The 17,839-nt window shown below is 64.4% G+C and carries 17 protein-coding genes; 4 read left to right on the top strand and 13 right to left on the bottom strand.

Annotated elements, in window-relative coordinates:
- Positions 1-51: 51 nt before the first annotated feature.
- Positions 52-660, top strand: a complete 609-nt coding sequence (locus CH249_RS11730) for a TetR/AcrR family transcriptional regulator (protein ID WP_143544430.1) — start codon at positions 52-54, stop codon at positions 658-660.
- Here CH249_RS11730 and CH249_RS11725 read toward each other — a convergent pair.
- On the bottom strand, positions 657-1,280 hold the full coding sequence (locus CH249_RS11725; protein ID WP_256988279.1) for a YveK family protein: 624 nt from the start codon (positions 1,278-1,280) through the stop codon (positions 657-659). The two genes, CH249_RS11730 and CH249_RS11725, sit on opposite strands and share 4 nt — an antisense overlap.
- A gap of 391 nt (positions 1,281-1,671) precedes the next feature.
- The gene (locus CH249_RS11715) at positions 1,672-3,291 is read right to left on the bottom strand and encodes a polysaccharide biosynthesis tyrosine autokinase (protein WP_094683470.1); all 1,620 of its coding nucleotides are present in this window, start codon (positions 3,289-3,291) and stop codon (positions 1,672-1,674) included.
- A gap of 388 nt (positions 3,292-3,679) precedes the next feature.
- Between CH249_RS11715 and CH249_RS11710 the strand changes: the two genes are divergently transcribed.
- Positions 3,680-4,465, top strand: a complete 786-nt coding sequence (locus CH249_RS11710; protein ID WP_094645953.1) for an SGNH/GDSL hydrolase family protein — start codon at positions 3,680-3,682, stop codon at positions 4,463-4,465.
- Between the two features lie 6 nt (positions 4,466-4,471).
- On the opposite strand, the gene CH249_RS11705 is transcribed toward CH249_RS11710, so the two are convergent.
- Genes CH249_RS11705 through CH249_RS28195 form a run of 4 tightly spaced genes read right to left on the bottom strand, consistent with a single transcriptional unit; the run spans position 4,472 to position 7,410 of the window.
- Positions 4,472-5,182 (bottom strand): SGNH/GDSL hydrolase family protein, encoded by a 711-nt coding sequence (locus CH249_RS11705; protein WP_094683469.1) that lies wholly within the window; start codon positions 5,180-5,182, stop codon positions 4,472-4,474.
- A complete protein-coding gene (locus CH249_RS11700) occupies positions 5,169-6,272 on the bottom strand; it encodes a glycosyltransferase (RefSeq protein WP_094683538.1) in 1,104 nt (367 codons plus the stop codon). The genes CH249_RS11705 and CH249_RS11700 overlap by 14 nt, the downstream gene beginning before the upstream one ends.
- 8 nt (positions 6,273-6,280) lie before the next feature.
- Entirely contained in the window at positions 6,281-6,811 is a 531-nt protein-coding gene (locus tag CH249_RS28200) for a DapH/DapD/GlmU-related protein (protein WP_256981052.1), read from the bottom strand.
- Positions 6,811-7,410 (bottom strand): serine acetyltransferase, encoded by a 600-nt coding sequence (locus CH249_RS28195; protein ID WP_217901381.1) that lies wholly within the window; start codon positions 7,408-7,410, stop codon positions 6,811-6,813. Before CH249_RS28195 ends, CH249_RS28200 begins: the two co-directional genes overlap by 1 nt.
- 180 nt (positions 7,411-7,590) lie before the next feature.
- On the opposite strand from CH249_RS28195, the gene CH249_RS11690 reads away from it, so the two are divergent.
- On the top strand, positions 7,591-8,529 hold the full coding sequence (locus CH249_RS11690) for a cellulase family glycosylhydrolase (protein WP_094683468.1): 939 nt from the start codon (positions 7,591-7,593) through the stop codon (positions 8,527-8,529).
- Here the strand turns inward: CH249_RS11690 and CH249_RS11685 are convergent.
- The 7 genes from CH249_RS11685 to CH249_RS11655 all read right to left on the bottom strand — a co-directional run bounded on the left by CH249_RS11685 (position 8,481) and on the right by CH249_RS11655 (position 15,588).
- A complete protein-coding gene (locus CH249_RS11685; protein ID WP_094683467.1) occupies positions 8,481-9,746 on the bottom strand; it encodes a glycosyltransferase family 4 protein in 1,266 nt (421 codons plus the stop codon). The genes CH249_RS11690 and CH249_RS11685 overlap by 49 nt on opposite strands.
- Positions 9,746-10,264 carry a DapH/DapD/GlmU-related protein gene (locus tag CH249_RS11680; RefSeq protein ID WP_094683466.1) on the bottom strand — a complete coding sequence of 173 codons (519 nt, stop codon included), beginning with the start codon at positions 10,262-10,264 and terminating at the stop codon, positions 9,746-9,748. Before CH249_RS11680 ends, CH249_RS11685 begins: the two co-directional genes overlap by 1 nt.
- A complete protein-coding gene (locus CH249_RS11675; RefSeq protein ID WP_094683465.1) occupies positions 10,261-11,646 on the bottom strand; it encodes a lipopolysaccharide biosynthesis protein in 1,386 nt (461 codons plus the stop codon). The genes CH249_RS11680 and CH249_RS11675 overlap by 4 nt, the downstream gene beginning before the upstream one ends.
- A gap of 29 nt (positions 11,647-11,675) precedes the next feature.
- Complete coding sequence (locus CH249_RS11670) at positions 11,676-12,479, bottom strand: glycosyltransferase (RefSeq protein ID WP_094683464.1); 804 nt, start codon at positions 12,477-12,479, stop codon at positions 11,676-11,678.
- Positions 12,469-13,377: a glycosyltransferase family 2 protein gene (locus CH249_RS11665; protein WP_094683463.1), complete on the bottom strand. Its 909-nt coding sequence runs from the start codon at positions 13,375-13,377 to the stop codon at positions 12,469-12,471. The genes CH249_RS11670 and CH249_RS11665 overlap by 11 nt, the downstream gene beginning before the upstream one ends.
- Positions 13,374-14,807 (bottom strand): hypothetical protein, encoded by a 1,434-nt coding sequence (locus tag CH249_RS11660; protein ID WP_256988278.1) that lies wholly within the window; start codon positions 14,805-14,807, stop codon positions 13,374-13,376. Before CH249_RS11660 ends, CH249_RS11665 begins: the two co-directional genes overlap by 4 nt.
- A 232-nt stretch (positions 14,808-15,039) precedes the next feature.
- Positions 15,040-15,588: a DapH/DapD/GlmU-related protein gene (locus CH249_RS11655; RefSeq protein ID WP_094683462.1), complete on the bottom strand. Its 549-nt coding sequence runs from the start codon at positions 15,586-15,588 to the stop codon at positions 15,040-15,042.
- Positions 15,589-15,711: 123 nt separating this feature from the next.
- Here CH249_RS11655 and CH249_RS11650 point away from each other — a divergent pair, with 123 nt between their 5' ends.
- Positions 15,712-17,814 carry an acyltransferase family protein gene (locus CH249_RS11650; protein ID WP_094683461.1) on the top strand — a complete coding sequence of 701 codons (2,103 nt, stop codon included), beginning with the start codon at positions 15,712-15,714 and terminating at the stop codon, positions 17,812-17,814.
- The last annotated feature ends 25 nt before the right edge of the window (positions 17,815-17,839 follow it).

The following is a 17,839-nucleotide window of genomic DNA, read 5'->3' as shown; positions in this document are numbered from 1 at the left end:
AGAATGCTCACTCTAATTTGGCAAGCCCTACCAGCCGACTAGCATGGGGCCGTGCGTACGCCCGTGCAGTCCCGCAGCGAAGGATCCACTGCGCGAATGGTGGCGGCGACCATCGAGTTGCTGCACGAGGGTGGCCTACAGGCGGTGACGATCGCTGCCGTCGCCCAGCGCTACGGCGGGTCCAACGGGTCCATCTACCATCGTTTCGGAGATCGAACAGGCCTGCTGATGGCGGCCCAGGAAGACGTGCTGACTCGCATCGAACACGCTGCTGCAGCGGCATTTTCAGCCGCAGAACAAGAATCCGACGACGACCGAGCTGTGCAGATGCTCGCCGAAGCCGCGCTCGCGGTGTTCGCCGAGCACCGGGGTGCCATGCGCGCGTTCTTCATCCAGTCCCGCAACACGACCGACGGAGAGTTGTTCGCCGCACGGATCGTTCGCACCAACCATCAATTGGCAGACACCGTGACCGGCTGGCTGTCGGCGAGGTTCGGAACGAGCGACGCCGATGCCGAGGCCACCTGGAGAATCCTGTTCGCCATCGGCGCGTCCCAGGCCGTGTTCGACGATCAGGACCTGTCAGCTCGTTCCACCAGCGAGAGTGAACTGTCCGACGCACTTGCCCGCGCAGTGTCGGCGGTCGCGCGGCGCGTCTAGCGTCCGGTCCCGCTCGCTCGGTGACGGGCGAGCACCAACACGGTTCCGATGAGTAGTCCCACTGCTGCTCCGCCCACCAGATAGGCCCGGGTGTTCGGGCTGATCGGTGCATCGGACGCTTCAGCCTGGCTGTACATCCTCAACACCACCGAGGGCGGCTCCCCGTTCCCGGGGTCGTTGAGCTCCGCTACGACTGCACTCAATTCCGTGGCCATGGTGTTCGCGATATCGCGCGCGAGCTCCGGCGAGGTATCGGTGGCGACGATATCGAACACGACCGTATCCGGCGAGGACGACGTCGACACCTTGTCTATCAACTCCGCCGGAGTGAGATCGAGCGCGAGATCGGCGACGACTCTCGAGGCCACAGCCTCGTTGGTCACCAATTCTACGTACGACGACACGGCCTGCCCCACGAACAAGTTGCCCACGTACGTATCGCTCACAGTCGTGGACCCCGAGGTGGAGACGAACATCTGAGTGCGAGATTCGTACACCGGCGTGATCAGCGAAGTGATTCCGAATGCCGTCGCCATCGACAGCACGATGGACACGGCGACGACGCTCCAGCCCGCGATCACCGTCTTCACGAAACTACGCAACGACACCCCGACCCCCATCTCCCAGTCTCGAGGCTCTGGAATCGACCGGCTTGGTCGCGCTCCACATCTCGCGTTATTCGCCCGATCCGGACGGGCCGAAGTCGGACCCATCCATACTGTGATCGGTCACGAATATGCGGCGTGACCGCCATGATTCGCCTTCTCGTAGCCACCCTCACAGGTCGGCGCGAGCACACCCGAGTGTGCGCCTGCGCTGCCTGCTGCTGGACCCGCGACTGAGCCGAGTTGTCGCGCTGTGCCACCGCGGTGACCGTCGCAACCGAATCGTCCCGGTTGCAGATGGACCCGGTTGCACTCGCCACGATGACCCTTGCGGCGGTTGTCCTCGGCACGAGTGACTTTCCAAGCGAAGCTCTGGGCGATCGTGACGCACACGATCACCCAGTGCTCATTTCCTCAGGCCGGGGTTCTCGACGCCGTTTCTAGGCACATCGCCGGGTGTCTCGGCGCGACGTGCCCGAGAGTACGGCGCGGCAGCGGGGGCTGCGGTACGTGCGGCTGCGCTCGGTGCAGCCGATGCGGTCTGGGTCGATCCGGGCCGCACCGAGGCCGGTTGCGGCGCAGCAGGTGCCGCCGCGGGGGTCGGAGGAGCCGGCGCTGCTACCGGAGCCTGAGGCGCTGGAACCGGCGGTGCCGTCTGCCTGGGCAGGCTGGCGTCGGCGGAGTAGTTGTACGAGTAGCTGTACATGTCGCCCTTCTTCGAAGGCGTCAATGCCAGCACCACACCCAGGACGTGCGCCCCGATGGTTTCGAGATTGCCGATGGCCCTGGACAATTCGTTGCTCTTGGTGTGCCCGTAGCGGGTGACCAGAAGAGCGCCGTCGCTGTGGGTGGTGAGAACGGCCGAGTCGGTGACCGGCAGCAGCGGAGCGCCGTCGACGATCACGTAGTCGAACTTGGAGCGCAGCTCGACCATGAGTGCGCGAGATGCTTCCGAGCCCAACAGCTCGGACGGGTTGGGCGGCAGCGGGCCGGACGCCAAAGCCTGAAGACCCTCGTACCTGGTCGGCTGCAGCACCTCGTCCACCTTGGCCTGTCCGGCGAGAACAGTGCTGAGGCCGACGGATCCGATGAGCCCCAGGTACTTCGAGATGCGGGGGCGACGCAGATCGCCCTCGACGAGAACGACGTGGTGTCCGGCTTCGGCGAGCGCGACGGCCAGGTTCACCGCTGTGGTCGTCTTGCCCTCGCTCGGAATCGCGCTGGTGACGACGATGACGCGAGGAGGATGATCGACTTCGAGGAATTGCAGGTTGGTGCGGAGCTCGCGGAACGCCTCGGCACTGGACGACTGGGCGAGATCCTGGAAGTCGACGGCCGGATGCGTCTTGCGCTCCTTGTCGAACGGGATGGTACCCACCAACGCCTTGCCGGAGATCGACTCGATCTCTCGACGGTCCTTGATGGTGTTGTCCAGACGATCACGCAATACGGCAAGTGCGATACCGAGCAACAGACCGACGGCGGCACCGAGGGCGAGGTTGCGCTTGGTGTTCGGGCTGACCGGTGATGCGGACGCGTCGGCCTGCTGGAAGGTCTTGACGCCCGCCGACGGGGTTCCGCCGTCTTCCGGGGTCTCCAGGTCGCGTACCTGTGACGTCAGCTCCGAGGCCATCGCGTTGGCGATGTCGCGAGCAATCGCAGGGGACGGGTCGGTGACGGTGATGTCGAACAGAACGGTGTCGGGAGTCGACGACGCTTTGACCTTCGCGGCCAACTGCGACGGCGTCAGTCCGAGGGGAAGGACGTCGAGCACTCGGGCTGCCAGTGCCTCGCTGGTCACCAACTCCGAGTAGGACGCCACTCGCTGCTGCGAGAACAGGTTGCCCTGGTACGTCTCACTCACCGACGTTCCACCGGAGGTGGAGACGAACATCCGTGCGCTCGACTCGTAGAGCGGCGTCGTCAACAGGGACGCGCCCAACGCACCCAGGATGGCGACGATCACGGTGACGGCGATGATGATCCACCTCGCCTTCAGGATTCTCAGATAATCCTGTATCTCCATGCTTTCGCGCTCCTCGTTCGTTCGTACAACTCGCAACGTGTCACTGCGTGGCTCAATCGTTACATAGGTAATTCATTTCCGTGCACCGGATGAGAAGCCGCGTCTCTCCTCACAATTCATTCGTTTGATTCACGAGCACAATCAAGTAAATGTCCCGTTGTGAGGATTCATCGGGTCTACGGAACCCGATTTCGGACTCCCGACGTGCCGACCGTCCCCCGCTGGCAGCACTGCCAGACCCCTCTGCGGTGCGACGATAAGCAGTAATCGGGCACCCGCGAAACTCGAGGTGATCCTCGCCACTCTCGACCGACGCTTTCGGTCTTTCTCCGAGTCGCGCAGAAATAACCGGACCGTCGAACTGTTGCGTCGGGCAGAATCTACCGTCATGGCCGGTTTGCGCGGTGCGTCGCGAGATGTGTGGTGGAAGGTCAGTGGTGCGATAGCAGTCGTCGCTGCGCTCACCTTCGTCGCTGTTGCGCTGTTCGTGAACTTCACGCGCGAGGCAGCTCCGGACACCGACTCCGTCGCTGCCTTCACTCCGGCCACCCCGCAGCCGCCGATCACCACCACCAGCGCTTCGCCGACCACCGAACCTGCGGCACCGCAACCTGTCGCCGCGTTCGTCGGAGATTCGTACACACAGGGTGTCGGAGCGGAGCCGTCGAGCGAGCGGTGGACATCCCTGCTGGCGGCGGCGATGAACTGGGACGAACGTAACTTCGGCGTGGCAGGCACGGGCTATCTCGCCACGGCTGGCGCGGAGGTGTGCGGACTGGATACGTGCCCCAATTATCAGACGACGGCGCTCGACGCCGTGGCGACGAATCCGTCGATCGTTGTGGTCTCGGGTGGCCAGAACGACGTGGCCGCCTACGCCGAGGATCCGACAGCGGTACAGGCTGCCATTGCGACGACGTACATCGAGATTCGCAATGCCCTGCCGAATGCGCGCATCATCGCCGTCGGTCCGTCGACTACGGGCGAAGCCACCGATACGGTTCTCGGACTGGATCGCGACGTCCGCGATACGGCCGAAGTGTTTGGTGCGCAATATGTTTCACTGCTCGATCCACCGGTGGTCGATCCCGCGACCGTGCTCCCGGACGGTGAGAACGTGGACAACCTGGGCCACAGCGCGATAAGCCGGCGAGTGCAGACGGCACTGGGGTGAGAACCGCTACTTCAGGGCCTGTTCGACGGCGTCGGCGATGGCAGCGTGTCCCCGGTCGTCGACGTGCACTCCGTCGGGATCGAGCATGTCCTCGTCGATGACGTCCGGGTCGGTCAGTGACACGAACTCTCCGCCGACTGCGTTCACCGCGTCGCGCACCACGCCCTCGTAGGCGGTGACGAACGGCGGAACCTCGCCCGCCGAAGAAGGTCCGACGGCGATGATGCGTGCGGTGGGGAGCCCGGTACGAAGTGTGCCCATGGTGTCGTAGATCGCGTTGACGGTCTCGGTCGGGTCGCGAACGAACTCGGTGAAGTCGTTGGTGCCGCCGGCCACCACGACGATCGGCGGCTTCAAGGTCACGGCGTATCCGGCCATCTCCTGGAAGCTGCCGCATCGCTCTGCTCCACAGTCCGGTGCCGCGAGTGCGTATCCGGTGGAACCGATTCCGATGTTCAGCTCGGTCCACAGCTTGTCGGCCGCGACGATCGACGTCCATCGATGGCCGAGATCGCTCGCACCCGCGCCGGATACGTACGAGTCTCCGATGAAGACGGCGGTCGGTCCCCCGTTGGACGATGGAACGAACGGCGCGGCGGAGACGTCGGACGATCCGGGCTCGGTGCGCGTCGCGTCGTACCGCAGGCCGACGACCACGACGCCGGCCACGACGACGATCACCACCAGGATCAGCAGCGCCGCTCTACCGCGAGACATGCTGCACCGCCTGTCGATATTGCTCGTCGAGCATCTTTGCGACGGCGTCGGTACCGAACTCGGTGCGCGCCGCCACCCGGCCTCGCCTGCCCATCTCGGCGCGTAGGTTCGCATCGCCCAGAAGCAATCTCACAGCGTCGACGAGCGGCTGCAGCTCACCGCCTGGAACCACGATTCCGCAGCCGATGCGGGTGATGTCCGGTGCGAGACCGCAGCTGTCGGTGACCACGACCGGCAGCCCGACCGCCATGGCCTCGAGCACCGACATCGGGTAGGGCTCGTCGACGGAGGGCAGCACATAGATCGTGGCCGCTCGCATGCGTTCGGCCGTCATCTCGGGGGCGCACGGCCCCTCCCATCGAATCCGGGGGCCGGTCCGCTGCGCGATGGAGTGTGCCATTCCCGCGTCAGGGCCGACCATCGCACAGGTCACCGAATCGTTCTCGCGGACCAGAATGTCCGCCATATCCACGAAAAGATCTGGCCGCTTCCGCGGATGGAGGCGCGCCAGAAACAACACTTCCGGATCGGTGTTCGGCATCTTCTCCGGCAACGCGGGAACGCCGTTGATCACATTCACCAGGTTCATCCCCGTGCCCGCCACCTCGACCAAATCGGCTTGTTCTCGCTCGGTGAGGTAGAAGACTGCGGCCGATCGGCGCAGGACGGATCGTGTGGCCACAGCATCGAGCGGGCGGGCGAGCAGTTTGTCGCTCGCATCGATCATTCCGTGGGTTTGCACCACCGACGGGACACCGCGCAGTCGACACAGACCGGCAGCGGGGAGTGTCACCAGATCACGGGCCAGGTGGACGTGGGCGACGTCGAACGTCCTCGCGTGCTCGGCCAACCACCGAAGCATGCCGGGAGCGGCGAGGCCTGCAAATCCACTGTGCGGAATCACCGTTCGCGGTCGGAACAACCGGATGTCGACGGCACCTGCGGTGGGCGGAGGTCCGTTGCCTGCCGCGGCGACGGTCACCTCGTGGCCCAGATCGGCGAGCGCGTCGGCCTGGTTGAGCGCAACCCGTGCGGGCCCGCCGTAGGCACCGTCCTCGGATATCAGCGTCACCACATGCAGGATGCGCATCACGCCACTCACTCCAGACGGCGGGCGGCGGGTGCCAGCACCGTCGCGCCCTCGGCTACATCGGCGGTCACCAGTGCCGTTGCTCCGATCGTTGCGTCGTCACCGATGCTGACCCCGCGCAGAACGGTCGCCCGCGCCGCAATCCAGGCTCGGTCGCCCACGACGATGGGTGCGTTGTCGAACTCGAATGTCGCCGAGCGCCGGTCGTGGCTGCCGGTGCACAGCAGCACGGCCTGGGAAATGCAGGTGTTCGTTCCGATCGTCACCGGTTCCAGGTTGAGAATCCAGGCGTCCTCACCGATCCACGAGTGATCGCCAACGGTGAGCTTCCACGGCCAGTGGATGCGGACGCGGTGCCTGATCGACACTCCGTCGCCGATCCGTGCACCGAACATCCGGAGGACTTGCAGCCGAATCGAATTGGGGCACCACCACGGCGAGACCAGCAGGCTCGATGCGAGCATCCACAGCACCTGGATGTGGAACGGTCTGCCTTTGTCGTATCCCGCTCCGGTGAAGCCGGCGAGCGATCGGCCGATCACGTGCGTTTCCTGAGCGGCTGCGCCAGCGGCGCAGCCATGACGGTGCCCGGCGGAACATCCTTCACCACAACCGCATTGGCCCCGATCGTGACACCGTCTCCGATCACGATCGGACCGGTGACGACGGCTCCGGCCGCCACCATGACGTCGTCTCCGATGGTGGGTCGCCCCTTCGGTGAGTAGCCGACGGACGCGTGCTGGTTGACCCAGAAATTTCGGCCGATCGAGGTTGCCGAGACCATGATTCCGTTGCCGTGGTGCAGGAAGATCCCGGGGCCGATGGAATCCGACTCGAGCAGAATGGTCCGGTCCGGTCGGTAGATCTTCTTCAGAGCGATCCGCACCGGCAGGGGGCTCTGCCGCAGTCTGAAGTGGACGACGTTCCGAAATTCGTGCAGCGCACCCGCGAGGTAGGCGAACCGCGAGTATTCGTCCAAGGGGACCAGAGCATCGTTGCCGATGCATTCGATCCACCTCGCGACGTCTGCTCGCACGAGGTCTTCGTTCCCCGATGTGAGCACACCCCACCACAGCGGCCGCGCCCAGATTCGAGCCAAGCGAATCAAAAAGGATTTCTTCGCGGTGTACGGCGGCATGGGTGCAAATCTAAGGTCGCGCAGCCGTGGTGTCCACCCGTCATACTGCATCGTATGGCCGTGCGACGCAGATGGGTTCCGCTGGCATGTGCGCTGCTTCTCGCATCGTCGTGCTCGACAAGCGTTGAGCCCGAACGAAGTCCGGAAACGAGCTCGCCTCCCGTTTCGGAGTGGGATTCGGTGCACGTCGCCAGCAATGTCGCCAGCATCGGGATGCCCGGTTCCGACGCCCGACGCGACATCGACTCCGTCGCCGATGCCGGATTCGAGGGAATCAGGTTGCTGGTCAAGTGGTCCGAGATCGAAAGCGTCGAGGGAATCCTCGATTGGAGTCGGGTGGACAGGGAAATGGCGTGGGCCGCCGAGCGCAATCTCGCAGTGCTCGGAGTAGTCACCTGGGCACCCACGTGGGCGGTACCGGCCGACTACGCACTCGTCACACATCCCGCGCCTGCCTCTGCCGAACGGTTCGCCCAATTCGTTTCTGCCGCAGCGTCTCGCTATCGCGACCAGGTCGGTGCCTGGGAGATCTGGAACGAGCCGAACGTCGCAGCCAGCTACGGTCCGAGCGCGAATCCCGTCCGGTACTGCGATGTTCTGTCGGCGAGCTCCGCGGCAATTCGCGAGGCCGCGCCCGGCGCACTGGTGATCACCGGACCCACCTCTCCCGCAGTCGATTCCAGCAACGATCTGTCGCCCGCGACATTCGTCGAGGCCCTGTACCGGTGCGCAGGAGCCGAGACCTTCGATGCCGTGGCGATGCATCCCTACAGCAGCCCGCAACTGTTGAGCGAACCCACCGAACCGTGGTCCTCGGCCCACGAGATCGCGAAGGTCCGCACCGTCATGGAAAGCCACGGCGACGCGGGCAAGCGAATCTGGTTCACCGAGTTCGGCGCACCCACAACGAGTTCGGGCGTCGACGAGCAACGGCAGGCAAGCATTCTGGTCGACGGCATCACCGCGCTGACACAGCTGCCGTATGCGGGCCCGGTGTTCGTCTTCGACTTCCGTGACTCGATGACGGGCAGCGCAGTGCCCGACTACAACTACGGTCTGGTGCGATCGGACTACACCCCCAAACTCGCGCTCGACGCGGTTCGAGCCTTCGTGGGATGAGCGCTCGCCAGCGCATGTACCCATTCCTCGAACCTGTCCAGGGCGACGTCCCGAGACATGTGGTGTCGCAGATACCGATTACCGGACCCGACCAACTGCGCCGATCTGTCGGGGTCCGAGGCCAGTTCGATCACTCCCTCCAGTAACGCTGCCGGGTTCGCGGGGTCCACCCGCACGCCTGCACCGGCCGATCGCACCTCCTGGTCGGTGACACTGCCCGCAGCAGTGGCGGCCAGGACGGGGCTGCCGCTGCCGAAGTAGGCCGTGAGCTTGCTGGGGACAGCCATTTCGGACACCTCGGGCCGCTCGTTGACGAGCAGCACGTCCGCTGCGTCGAGGGCAGCTCTGAATTCTTTCTCCGGCAGGGATCGTACGAATCTCAGGCTGGAGATGCCGGTACCCAGTTCCTCGAGTATCTGCCGCTGATTGCCGTCGCCCATCAGGACGAACTGCACCGGGCCACCACGCCGGTCCGACTCTCGCGCGGCCTCGACCACGTTCTCCAGTCCCTGCTTGAGGCCCATGTTGCCGGCATGCAGTGCGATCACCGCATCTCGTGACCACCCCAGCAGGTCACGCGCGTGGTCGCGGCTCATCGATGCCTGATGCGGCATGTGCGTCCAGTTCGGGATGACGGTGAGCTTGCTCTCCGGTACCCGTAGTGCGGTGTGGGCATGCTCGGCGAAACGTCGGTGGATCACCGCGACTCCGTCGGCCGCACGCAGAATGCCGGATTCGAGATTCGTTGTCGCACCGGCACTCGACCCGTGCATCGTGCCCGTCTCGATGACTCCGCGACTGTAGAGATCTTGCACCCACACCCCCAGCGCGGGCCGGAAGGGTTGCGCTTTGAGTCGGGCCATCACCAGGCCGGTGGACACCAGCGCAGGCGATACGCACACCACCACGTTCGAGGACGGGATCCGGCTGCGCGCCACCCTGGTACCGAAGGACAGTTCCAGGTGCGCGCGTTGGGTGACGGTCATGCTGCCCGGAACGTAGTGGCGGTGCCGGGTGACGTGCACACCGTCCACCATCTCCTCGATGGTCGGGCCTGCGTAACGCGGATCGGGAGCCCATTGCGGGTAGTGCGGGAAGCCGGTGACGACGTGGACGTCGTACCCACGCTGCGACAGGCCCTCCGCGACGTCGGCAGTGTAGGGCGCGATCCCGGTGACTTCGGGTTTGTAGTTGAGTCCGATCAGAGTGATCCGCATCAGCGTCTCCGTTTCCGTACTTCGAATTCCGACCGCCTCTTGTCCCACAGCTCGTCGGTCGTACAGATCCGGCGAGCAGGATTGCCTGCCACCACATCTCCCGGTGCGATCGACTGCGTCACCACGGACCCGGCTCCGATGATCGCGTCGTCGCCGACCACGACACCGGGCATGATGACCGTTCCCAACCCGACGAATGCTCGTGCGCCGATCGATACCGGGGCACGGCGATACAACTCTTCGTCGGGGGGAAGTTCTCCGCGCGCTTCGGCCACTCTGTCGAGGGAGAAGTCGTGGGTGAGTATCTTGACGGCATCCGACACGACGCAGCGGTCGCCGAAGGTGATCGACCCGGGGCCGGAATTGTCGAGGAACACCGAGGACGAGATCCACAACGGCCTGCCCTCGATCGCCACGCCCGAATGCTCGAGCAGTCTCACCACCACACTCATGTAGGCGTTCTGGTCGATCCTGTTGAGGCTGCGCAACAGTGGCAGGAACTTCGAGACGTCGATCATGGGATCCTCGCTGCGGTGCTGAGTTCGATGCGTGCAGGTGGGGTGGATGGGTCGGCACCGCGCTGCCGTACCAACCGCGGAACCCACGCCATGTCCGGAATGAACTGGCACAACACCACCGCCCCCGCAGTGACGAGCACGACCCCCGCGGCCCCGGTGGTCGGAGCCACCGCAATCGCCGCGGCGGTGGTGACCGCCGCCATGGCGGCGAGGCATCCCGCCTGCCACCGCGCCTCGGTCGGCTTGGTCAGCAGCATCCCCGACGGCAGATGGAGGCATTGGGCGACGAGCAGAACCGCGAACGCTCCGGCGAGTACCGACGGGATGTCGATGGTGTTGCCCGAGAGCACATCCGCAAGCCACGGACTCAGGAGCACCAGCGGGACCGCCGCGACCAGCGCGACCAGACCGAAGCCCAGCGTCGACATCAACCAGAGGCTGACGGTCTGTTCGGCTGCCGATCGGCGTTTGACGAATATCGGCCAGAAGGCCAGCGCCGCGGTGGAGAACACCGACCAGCACAGACCGTACAACTGTGCCATCAACGCGTATCGGCTCAGTTCGAGGGGAGTGGACAGATGCGAGAGCACGATTCGCTGGACTTGGAGGCCGAAAGGTATCCCGACGCTGACGACGAACAACCACAGCGACCCCTCGAGCAGGCCCTTGGTCGGTATCGGCAGCGCCGCTCTCCGGAACACCGACATCCCGAGACCCGAAACTCTCAGCGCCAGAATCGTTCCCATGAGGTTTCCGAGCAAAGCACCGATGAGTGGCGGCAGGACGTACCAGATCCCGCGGACGCCACCGGCATACATTCCGACGGTGACCAGTAGCGCGAACAGCGAATTGCTCACCATCACAACGACGATCAGTTGTGCGCGGTCCACTCCGATCAGGATGCGCAGTCCCAGTCCCGCCGGAATCGTCACACCGAACAGGGCCACTGCGATCGTGATGACGAGCCGGTCCTCGGGGCCGGTGGTGGTTCCGATGAGCGCGCCCCAGCCGTCGAACATCATCACCGCGACGGCCACCCCGGCCACGACGATGCTCACGCGCGCCAGGATTCGGTACGCGCGGCGGATCACCGCGAGCGCGTAGGCGTCGTTGATGGGGTCCCGTGATCGTGCGGTCGCACTCGTCACCACGGCTCCGATGCCGAGATCGGCGAAAGGCAGCAGAAGCCCCACGGTGGCAACGAGCGCGACGACGCCGTACGCCGACGGTCCGGTGGCGCGGATGACGAGTCCGGCGCTGACCAGCCCGGCGACGGCCACGACGGGCGTCCCGATGATGCGGAACAGGGTACTGAGAACGACGGCTCTGCGTTCGACGGTGTCGAGCCCCGTACCGGGGACGCCGTCGCCATCGTCGTCCATCTCGCTCGGTCTGCGGTGACGTCCGCCCATCATCGATCACCCCCGTGCGTTCGACGCGAGAGGACCGTGCGTGCAGTGTGTTTGGATCGTGCGGTGTATTCGACGATGCGGGATGCCACGGTGGTCAGACCCCGGCGTCCCCACGGGTGATAGCCGGTGACGTTCAAGGATCGTCGTATGTCGGCGAAGTGTTCGCGTTGGGGGCGAACGCTGCCGGCACCCCCGGCATCGAAGTCGCACAGGACGGCGTCGATGACGACGGGTTGTTCTCGTTGCGCCGCCTCCAGCATGTACAGGTGATCGGCTGCGAGGCCGAAGCCGACGTCGTAGTGCCCGAGGTCTCGCACGAGGTCCATCCCGAACAGGGCGGCCTGGTGCGGAATCGGCCGAATACCGAGGGCGAACGGTCGCATCTCGAAGGGGCTGTAGCCCCATTCGAGACCTTCGCGGAGCGGGTCGCCGACGATGCGGACTCGGCCGTAACCCCACCGGTCTCGCACGGCTCCCGCCGCACCCAGTGCCGCCATGCCGATCGCGGCGGAGTCCCGGGCTGCGAAGCAGTCACCGGAATGCATCAGCCACACCACATCTCCGGTGGCGCGGTCGATGCCCTGATTCATCGCGTCGTAGCGTCCGGCGTCGGGCTCGGACTGCCAGTAGGACGGGTTCGCACGCTCGAGCAGTTGCTCGACGGAGGGGCCCGAACCGCCGTCGATGACGATGTGCTCGAGCGGCGCGTACGTCTGTTCGGCGACGCTCGCCAGCGTGCGGGTCAGCCCAGCCAGGTCGCGGTAGCTGATGGTGATCACGCTCAGGGTGGCGTCAGTGGGCATGGGCCCTCACTTGCCGGATTGCAGTTCTGCCGAACTTCGCCGCGGCGTAGACCATCGCGGGCAGTCCGGGCCTGCCTTCGGAGAAGCCGCTGGCCACCGATTTGCGGATTCCGCCGAGCGATTGTGCCGACGCCGCCGCGGTGACGGCGCTGAACAGGAAGTAGTCGCCTCGAACACGCGCGGTCGCGCCACGAAGGTGTTCGCGACCCCATTCGATGTACTTCTCGGACACGTCCGCCGACTGTCGAGACACGGAGTTCTCGCTGACGTTGTAGATCGAGAAGCATTCGGGCACATGCTTGATGATCAAGTCCGGCACCGTGCGTTGGAGTTCGATCAGCCAGCCCGGTTCGTCGTGGATGGACTCCGGCGCGTAATTGAGCGGAACCTGGAATGCGAGCTCTCGCGGGAAGCACAGCGTGCTGCTCTGCAACATCGCGTCGCCGAGGGTGAAACGTCGGAGGGTGAACAGGTAGTCGGCGACGGACTGGTGCTCACCGATCAGCGTTCTGGGCCATATCTTTTCGCGATGTCCTGGCTCTCGTACCGCGCACTTGCAGGTGACCACCCAGCGTTCACTGTCCGCACCGGACACTTCGGCGAGTTGACGTTCGAGCTTGTACGGGTGCCACAGATCGTCGTCGTCGAGCAGGGCGATGATGTCGCCCGTCGCGTGTTGGATTCCGCATTGACGCGCATTGGCTCCGCCGGATCCCGGCCCGGTTCGCACGACGCGAATTCTGTCGTCGTCGGGGAGGGCCAAGGGTTCGGTCGTATCGGCCACCACGACGATCTCGAACACATCGATCGATTGGGCCAGGGCGCTGTCGACGGCACCGGCGAGGCTCGGTCTGCCGATCGTCGGGATGACCACGCTGACGGTCGCGTGAGAGTTCATCGCTTCTCCTCGTGCAGGCTACGACTCCGGGGTGTTCGGTTGTCTCGCAGCAGACGCATCAGCAGGTGTGTGTCTTGGGTGGAGTTGTTGTGGCGACCGTTGGAATGCACTGCGACGCAGCAGCATGTGAGGCAGGCGAACACGGCGGGGAGGTTGTAGGACCAGGGCGAGAAGATCAGGTCCCAGATGGTCTGCATGCCCAGGTACATCATCAGTGGCGTCCACGGCCCGGCAGAGTCGGCCACGAAGATCAGTCGATAGCAGGCCCACAGCAGCCAGATCGGCAGCAGGACCGCGAATACCCCTGCTTCGGCCCACGATCCGAGCAGCACCGAGTGGAGGGAGATCGATCCATCGCTGAGCTTCCACGCGTACTCGAAGGGGAACGATCTCTCGAAGCCCAAGGACATGGCGACGTGTTGAGCGTCGACGTAGGCCGCCCGCGAGATGTTGTCGGCGTTGCCCCACCCCAGTAACGGTTGCTGCACGATCGCGGTGAGGGACAGTGGCGGTTCGGTACGTCCCGCCAGCAACATCGGCACCGAACCGTTCGATTGCATGAGCACCTTCTCGCGCAGCGATCCGCCGAGTAGGCCCTCACGCGCCGCGAACTCCAGTGCCCAGGTGAACCCCACTGCGAAGACCCCCAATGTCACCACCCGGGTGGTGAGAGACAGAGTCCCGCGGCGGTACTTCGAGAGCACGAGCAGCAGTGCCACCGCGCAGCAGATCACGGCGTGGGATCGAAAGTTCAGCACGAGGCTCAACGCTCCCAGTGCCAACAGCGCGATCACGACCGCCGACGTGCCGATCCGGGATGTGGCCAGGAAGTAGAGCACCGTGATGGTGGCGGCCGGAGCCACCCCGTATTTCCAGAGGTCGACGACGCCACCGGTCGCGGTGAGGAACGTGCCGATCACGACGTAGAAGAAGACCGAACCGAACGCGATGCCGAGCAGCACCGTGGCGATGCGCTCGACGTCGCGAGCGAGCACCGTGATTCCACAGAAATACAGTGCGAACGACGCGAACGCGAAGACATCGGGCGAGAGGTAGCTGGTGTCGTTCACCCATGCCGAGGCCACGTAGGCGACTGTTCCCACAGCCGCCAGCACCAACGGGGTGTCGTTTCGGCTTCGGGTGCCGGGCAGAAAATACGCCAGCCCGATGGCGACGCACACCACCGAGAAGCCGGTGACCGTGAAATTCATCAGTGGCAGTGCGGAGGTCGCCCCCAGCATGAACAACCAGGCCCGTTCGGGAAAGCGAAGTGTTGCTTCCCGCCGAGTCGCTCTCCGGGGTCGAGGTGTCCGAACCGGTGCGACGCGACCGACGCGCTTGGGCACCGGCAGTTCCCGTAGGAAGTCGGCCTCGGGAAACACCGTCGCATGCAACCGGTCGGGACGAGTTCGGTAGTGGGCCAGACTCATCGGCACATACCCCATCCCATTCCCCCCGAAATGCCATTTGAGCTGTATTTCGGCAGCCTAGCGTGAGAATTAATCACATGCAGGACAAATCGAATCAGAGGCGAAGTTCTGAATTGCATTCACAATCGAATTCCCGATTGAAGCTTTGTTTTTCAGAAGTCCATCGATAAAAAATCCGACAAAACCGGTCGGCCTACACGAAGCCGGTACGGAAAGCGTCACACACCCTGTTTCAGAGTTCGTCGGTGCTCAAATCGGTTGGCAGGCAGCGCTTACGAACCGCCGGGACGCCCGCATAAAAACCGTTCGGTTCGCAATCCGCCGCAACCACACTGCCCGATGCGATGACGCACCCGTCGCCGATGCGGACACCGGGCAGGACCGTCACCCGTGCACCGATCCAGCAGCCGGCGCCGACAGTGATCGGCGAATCGACCGGTCTACCTGCGCGATCGGACTCACCACCGATCTCGTGCCCACACGTGACGAACATCGACTCGTATCCGATTCGAGTGTCCCTGCCGATGGTCACGGTCGACCCGAGATCGAAGAAGCAGCGATAGTTCACGAATACACGCTCACCCATCGTCAACCCTCTCCACGAACCGAGAAACACCCCGGCGTTCATCAGCGCGGAGGGGTGGATATCGTGGCCGCTTCTGCGTAGCAACGTGGTTCGGATCTTACGGGGAACTGCACCACTCGCGACGAGCCGGTTGAGGACGACGTCCCGGAACACTTGGCCTAGCTCCCCGAGAAGGATCTTCCGGTGCAACGTCATGGCCACAGACTAACTCTGCCATCGACGTAGCAGGAACGCAGAAACCCGTGCAGTCTTCGCGATCGGTAAATGACCCGAATTCCGGCATTTCATTCGACTCGCAGCAGGTAAAGAACATCCAGTTTGTTTCACCCATTCGGACGAACGAAACGCGTCGTCACGTTCGACCGCAGCGGGGTGCTGCTGGTCATCGTCGATCACCTCTTCGGTTGGCCGCAAGGCGGTTTCATCGGTGTCGACGTGTTCTTCGTCGTTTCCGGTTTTCTGATCACCGGACTACTGCTGCGTGAGTACGACAAGACACAGACGATCTCGTTCGCGGGGTTCTACCGCCGACGGATCAGGCGCATCGTGCCCATCGCCACCCTGGTGCTCGTGATGACCTGCGTCGCTGGGGTATTGGTGTATTCGCCGGCCCGTGCAGCATCGATCGGCACGGACGCGGTCTGGGCGTTCTTCTTCGCATCGAATTGGCGGTTCGCACTGGAAGGGACCGACTACTTCAACGCGGACGCGGCCATCTCGCCTCTGCAGCACTACTGGTCACTGTCGGTGGAGGAACAGTTCTACTTCGTCTGGCCGGCATTGATGCTCGCCATCGGAGTACTGGTGACGCGGCGATCCTGGCACGGCAACGTCAAGCGCATCCTGTCGGCGACGGTGATGGGCGTGATCGTCGCGGCATCGTTCGTGTGGGCGTTGCACGACACCGCGACCGACCCGGCCTGGGCGTACTTCTCCACGTTCACGCGGGTGTGGGAGTTGGGGGTGGGCGCACTGCTCGCCATCGGAGCAGGTTGGGTCGCACGGCTGCCCCGCGCTGCTCGGGCCCCCTTGGCGTGGTCGGGACTCGCAGCGATAAGTATCGGTGCATTCGTCATCAGCGAGTCGGGCTCGTTCCCCGCTCCTTCCGCCGCGCTCCCGGTGCTGGGCGCAGCGATGGTGATCGCGGCCGGCACGGGCGGAGCCACTCCCTACCTCGCTCCGTTGACGAACAAGGCGAGTGTGTACGTCGGAGACATCTCGTACTCGCTGTATCTGTGGCACTGGCCGATCATCGTGATCCTCGGATCGATCATGGAAGTCGACGCCTACTACTACGTCACCGTGCTGGCCATGACGTTCGGACTCTCGGTGGCGTCGTATCACTTCGTGGAGAACCCAGTTCGGCGGTCCAACTTCCTCGAACCGAGGGCGGTGCGCGCCGAGGCTCGGAGAAAACGCCGCAATCAGATCGGCCGCAAGTCTCGGCCGCCGTCCGTGCGGTACGCGGCACTCGGTGCGTTGACTCTGGTGACCATCGCCGTGGCCGCGTTCTCACTCAAACCACTCGACCCGCCTGCAACCCCACCGGCCAGAGCTGTGGCCGACGCCGCTCTTGCTCCAGACGACATCGCGGTGCCCCTCGGCCCTGCGCAATCTGCCTTGGCGACCGAGATCGACGCCGCGGTGAATGCAGTCGAGTGGCCGACACTGACACCCACGATGGACGAGGCCATCAGTGGGGCTCAAGCTCCGGGTGGCATTGCCGAATGCGGGTTGGTCGACCGGCCGGGCCCGGAGCAGTGCACGTGGGGCGCTGCCGACGCACCCGAGACCATCATGATTCTCGGCGATTCGATGGCGATGAGCTTCGTTCAACCGATCAAGAATTTCGCCGAGGCCAGCGGTGGCGTATGGAAGGCCCGCTCGGAGGCGATGTTCGGTTGCACGTTCGTCGACATGGACGTGAACACCCGAGATGCAGACACGTCCGCGGCGTGCCCCGCACGCAAAGCGGCTGCCATTGACGCGGTGAACGAGGTGAGGCCGGATATCGTGGTCATCACCAATCTGCACACCGACATTGCAGCGGAGCTCTGGATCCCTGGGGTGAAGCGGCTCACCGATCAGTTCGCAGCGAACGCGGGGAAGATCCTGATCCTCTCCGCTCCCCCGAACGACAAGAAGCCGGCGGACTGCTACACGCGCACCAGCACGCCTGCCGACTGTCTGAGCAGAGTGACCGATACGTGGAAGGCGCGATCACGGGCGGACCGCAACTTGGCCTACCGTGTGGGAGGAACCTACGTCGACACCCGCAGCCTGTTCTGTACTCCTGACAACTACTGCCCCAGCTTTGTCGGCACCACCCCGACGAAGTCCGATTCTGCGCATATGACAATCGAATACGGAGCAAAGGTGTCGCCGGCGATTGCCGAAATGCTGGGTGCGAACGGGGTATGAGCCGGATCGGCGAGTCTGCCCTGAA

It is taken from the genome of Rhodococcus sp. 05-2255-3B1, from assembly GCF_002258545.1.
Classification (GTDB): domain Bacteria; phylum Actinomycetota; class Actinomycetes; order Mycobacteriales; family Mycobacteriaceae; genus Rhodococcoides.
This window is presented reverse-complemented; position numbering and strand designations above follow the sequence as displayed.

Excerpts from the sequence above, each read along its gene's own strand:
- CH249_RS11660 (WP_256988278.1), bottom strand. The coding sequence starts at position 14,807 with ATGAGTCTGGCCCACTACCGAACTCGTCCCGACCGGTTGCATGCGACG.
- CH249_RS11725 (WP_256988279.1), bottom strand. The coding sequence starts at position 1,280 with ATGGGGGTCGGGGTGTCGTTGCGTAGTTTCGTGAAGACGGTGATCGCG.
- CH249_RS11710 (WP_094645953.1), top strand. The coding sequence starts at position 3,680 with ATGGCCGGTTTGCGCGGTGCGTCGCGAGATGTGTGGTGGAAGGTCAGT.
- CH249_RS28195 (WP_217901381.1), bottom strand. The coding sequence starts at position 7,410 with ATGCCGCCGTACACCGCGAAGAAATCCTTTTTGATTCGCTTGGCTCGA.
- CH249_RS11670 (WP_094683464.1), bottom strand. The coding sequence starts at position 12,479 with ATGCCCACTGACGCCACCCTGAGCGTGATCACCATCAGCTACCGCGAC.
- CH249_RS11680 (WP_094683466.1), bottom strand. The coding sequence starts at position 10,264 with ATGATCGACGTCTCGAAGTTCCTGCCACTGTTGCGCAGCCTCAACAGG.
- CH249_RS11705 (WP_094683469.1), bottom strand. The coding sequence starts at position 5,182 with ATGTCTCGCGGTAGAGCGGCGCTGCTGATCCTGGTGGTGATCGTCGTC.
- CH249_RS11665 (WP_094683463.1), bottom strand. The coding sequence starts at position 13,377 with ATGAACTCTCACGCGACCGTCAGCGTGGTCATCCCGACGATCGGCAGA.
- CH249_RS11700 (WP_094683538.1), bottom strand. The coding sequence starts at position 6,272 with ATGCGCATCCTGCATGTGGTGACGCTGATATCCGAGGACGGTGCCTAC.
- CH249_RS11715 (WP_094683470.1), bottom strand. The coding sequence starts at position 3,291 with ATGGAGATACAGGATTATCTGAGAATCCTGAAGGCGAGGTGGATCATC.
- CH249_RS11685 (WP_094683467.1), bottom strand. The coding sequence starts at position 9,746 with ATGCGGATCACTCTGATCGGACTCAACTACAAACCCGAAGTCACCGGG.
- CH249_RS11655 (WP_094683462.1), bottom strand. The coding sequence starts at position 15,588 with ATGACGTTGCACCGGAAGATCCTTCTCGGGGAGCTAGGCCAAGTGTTC.
- CH249_RS11675 (WP_094683465.1), bottom strand. The coding sequence starts at position 11,646 with ATGGACGACGATGGCGACGGCGTCCCCGGTACGGGGCTCGACACCGTC.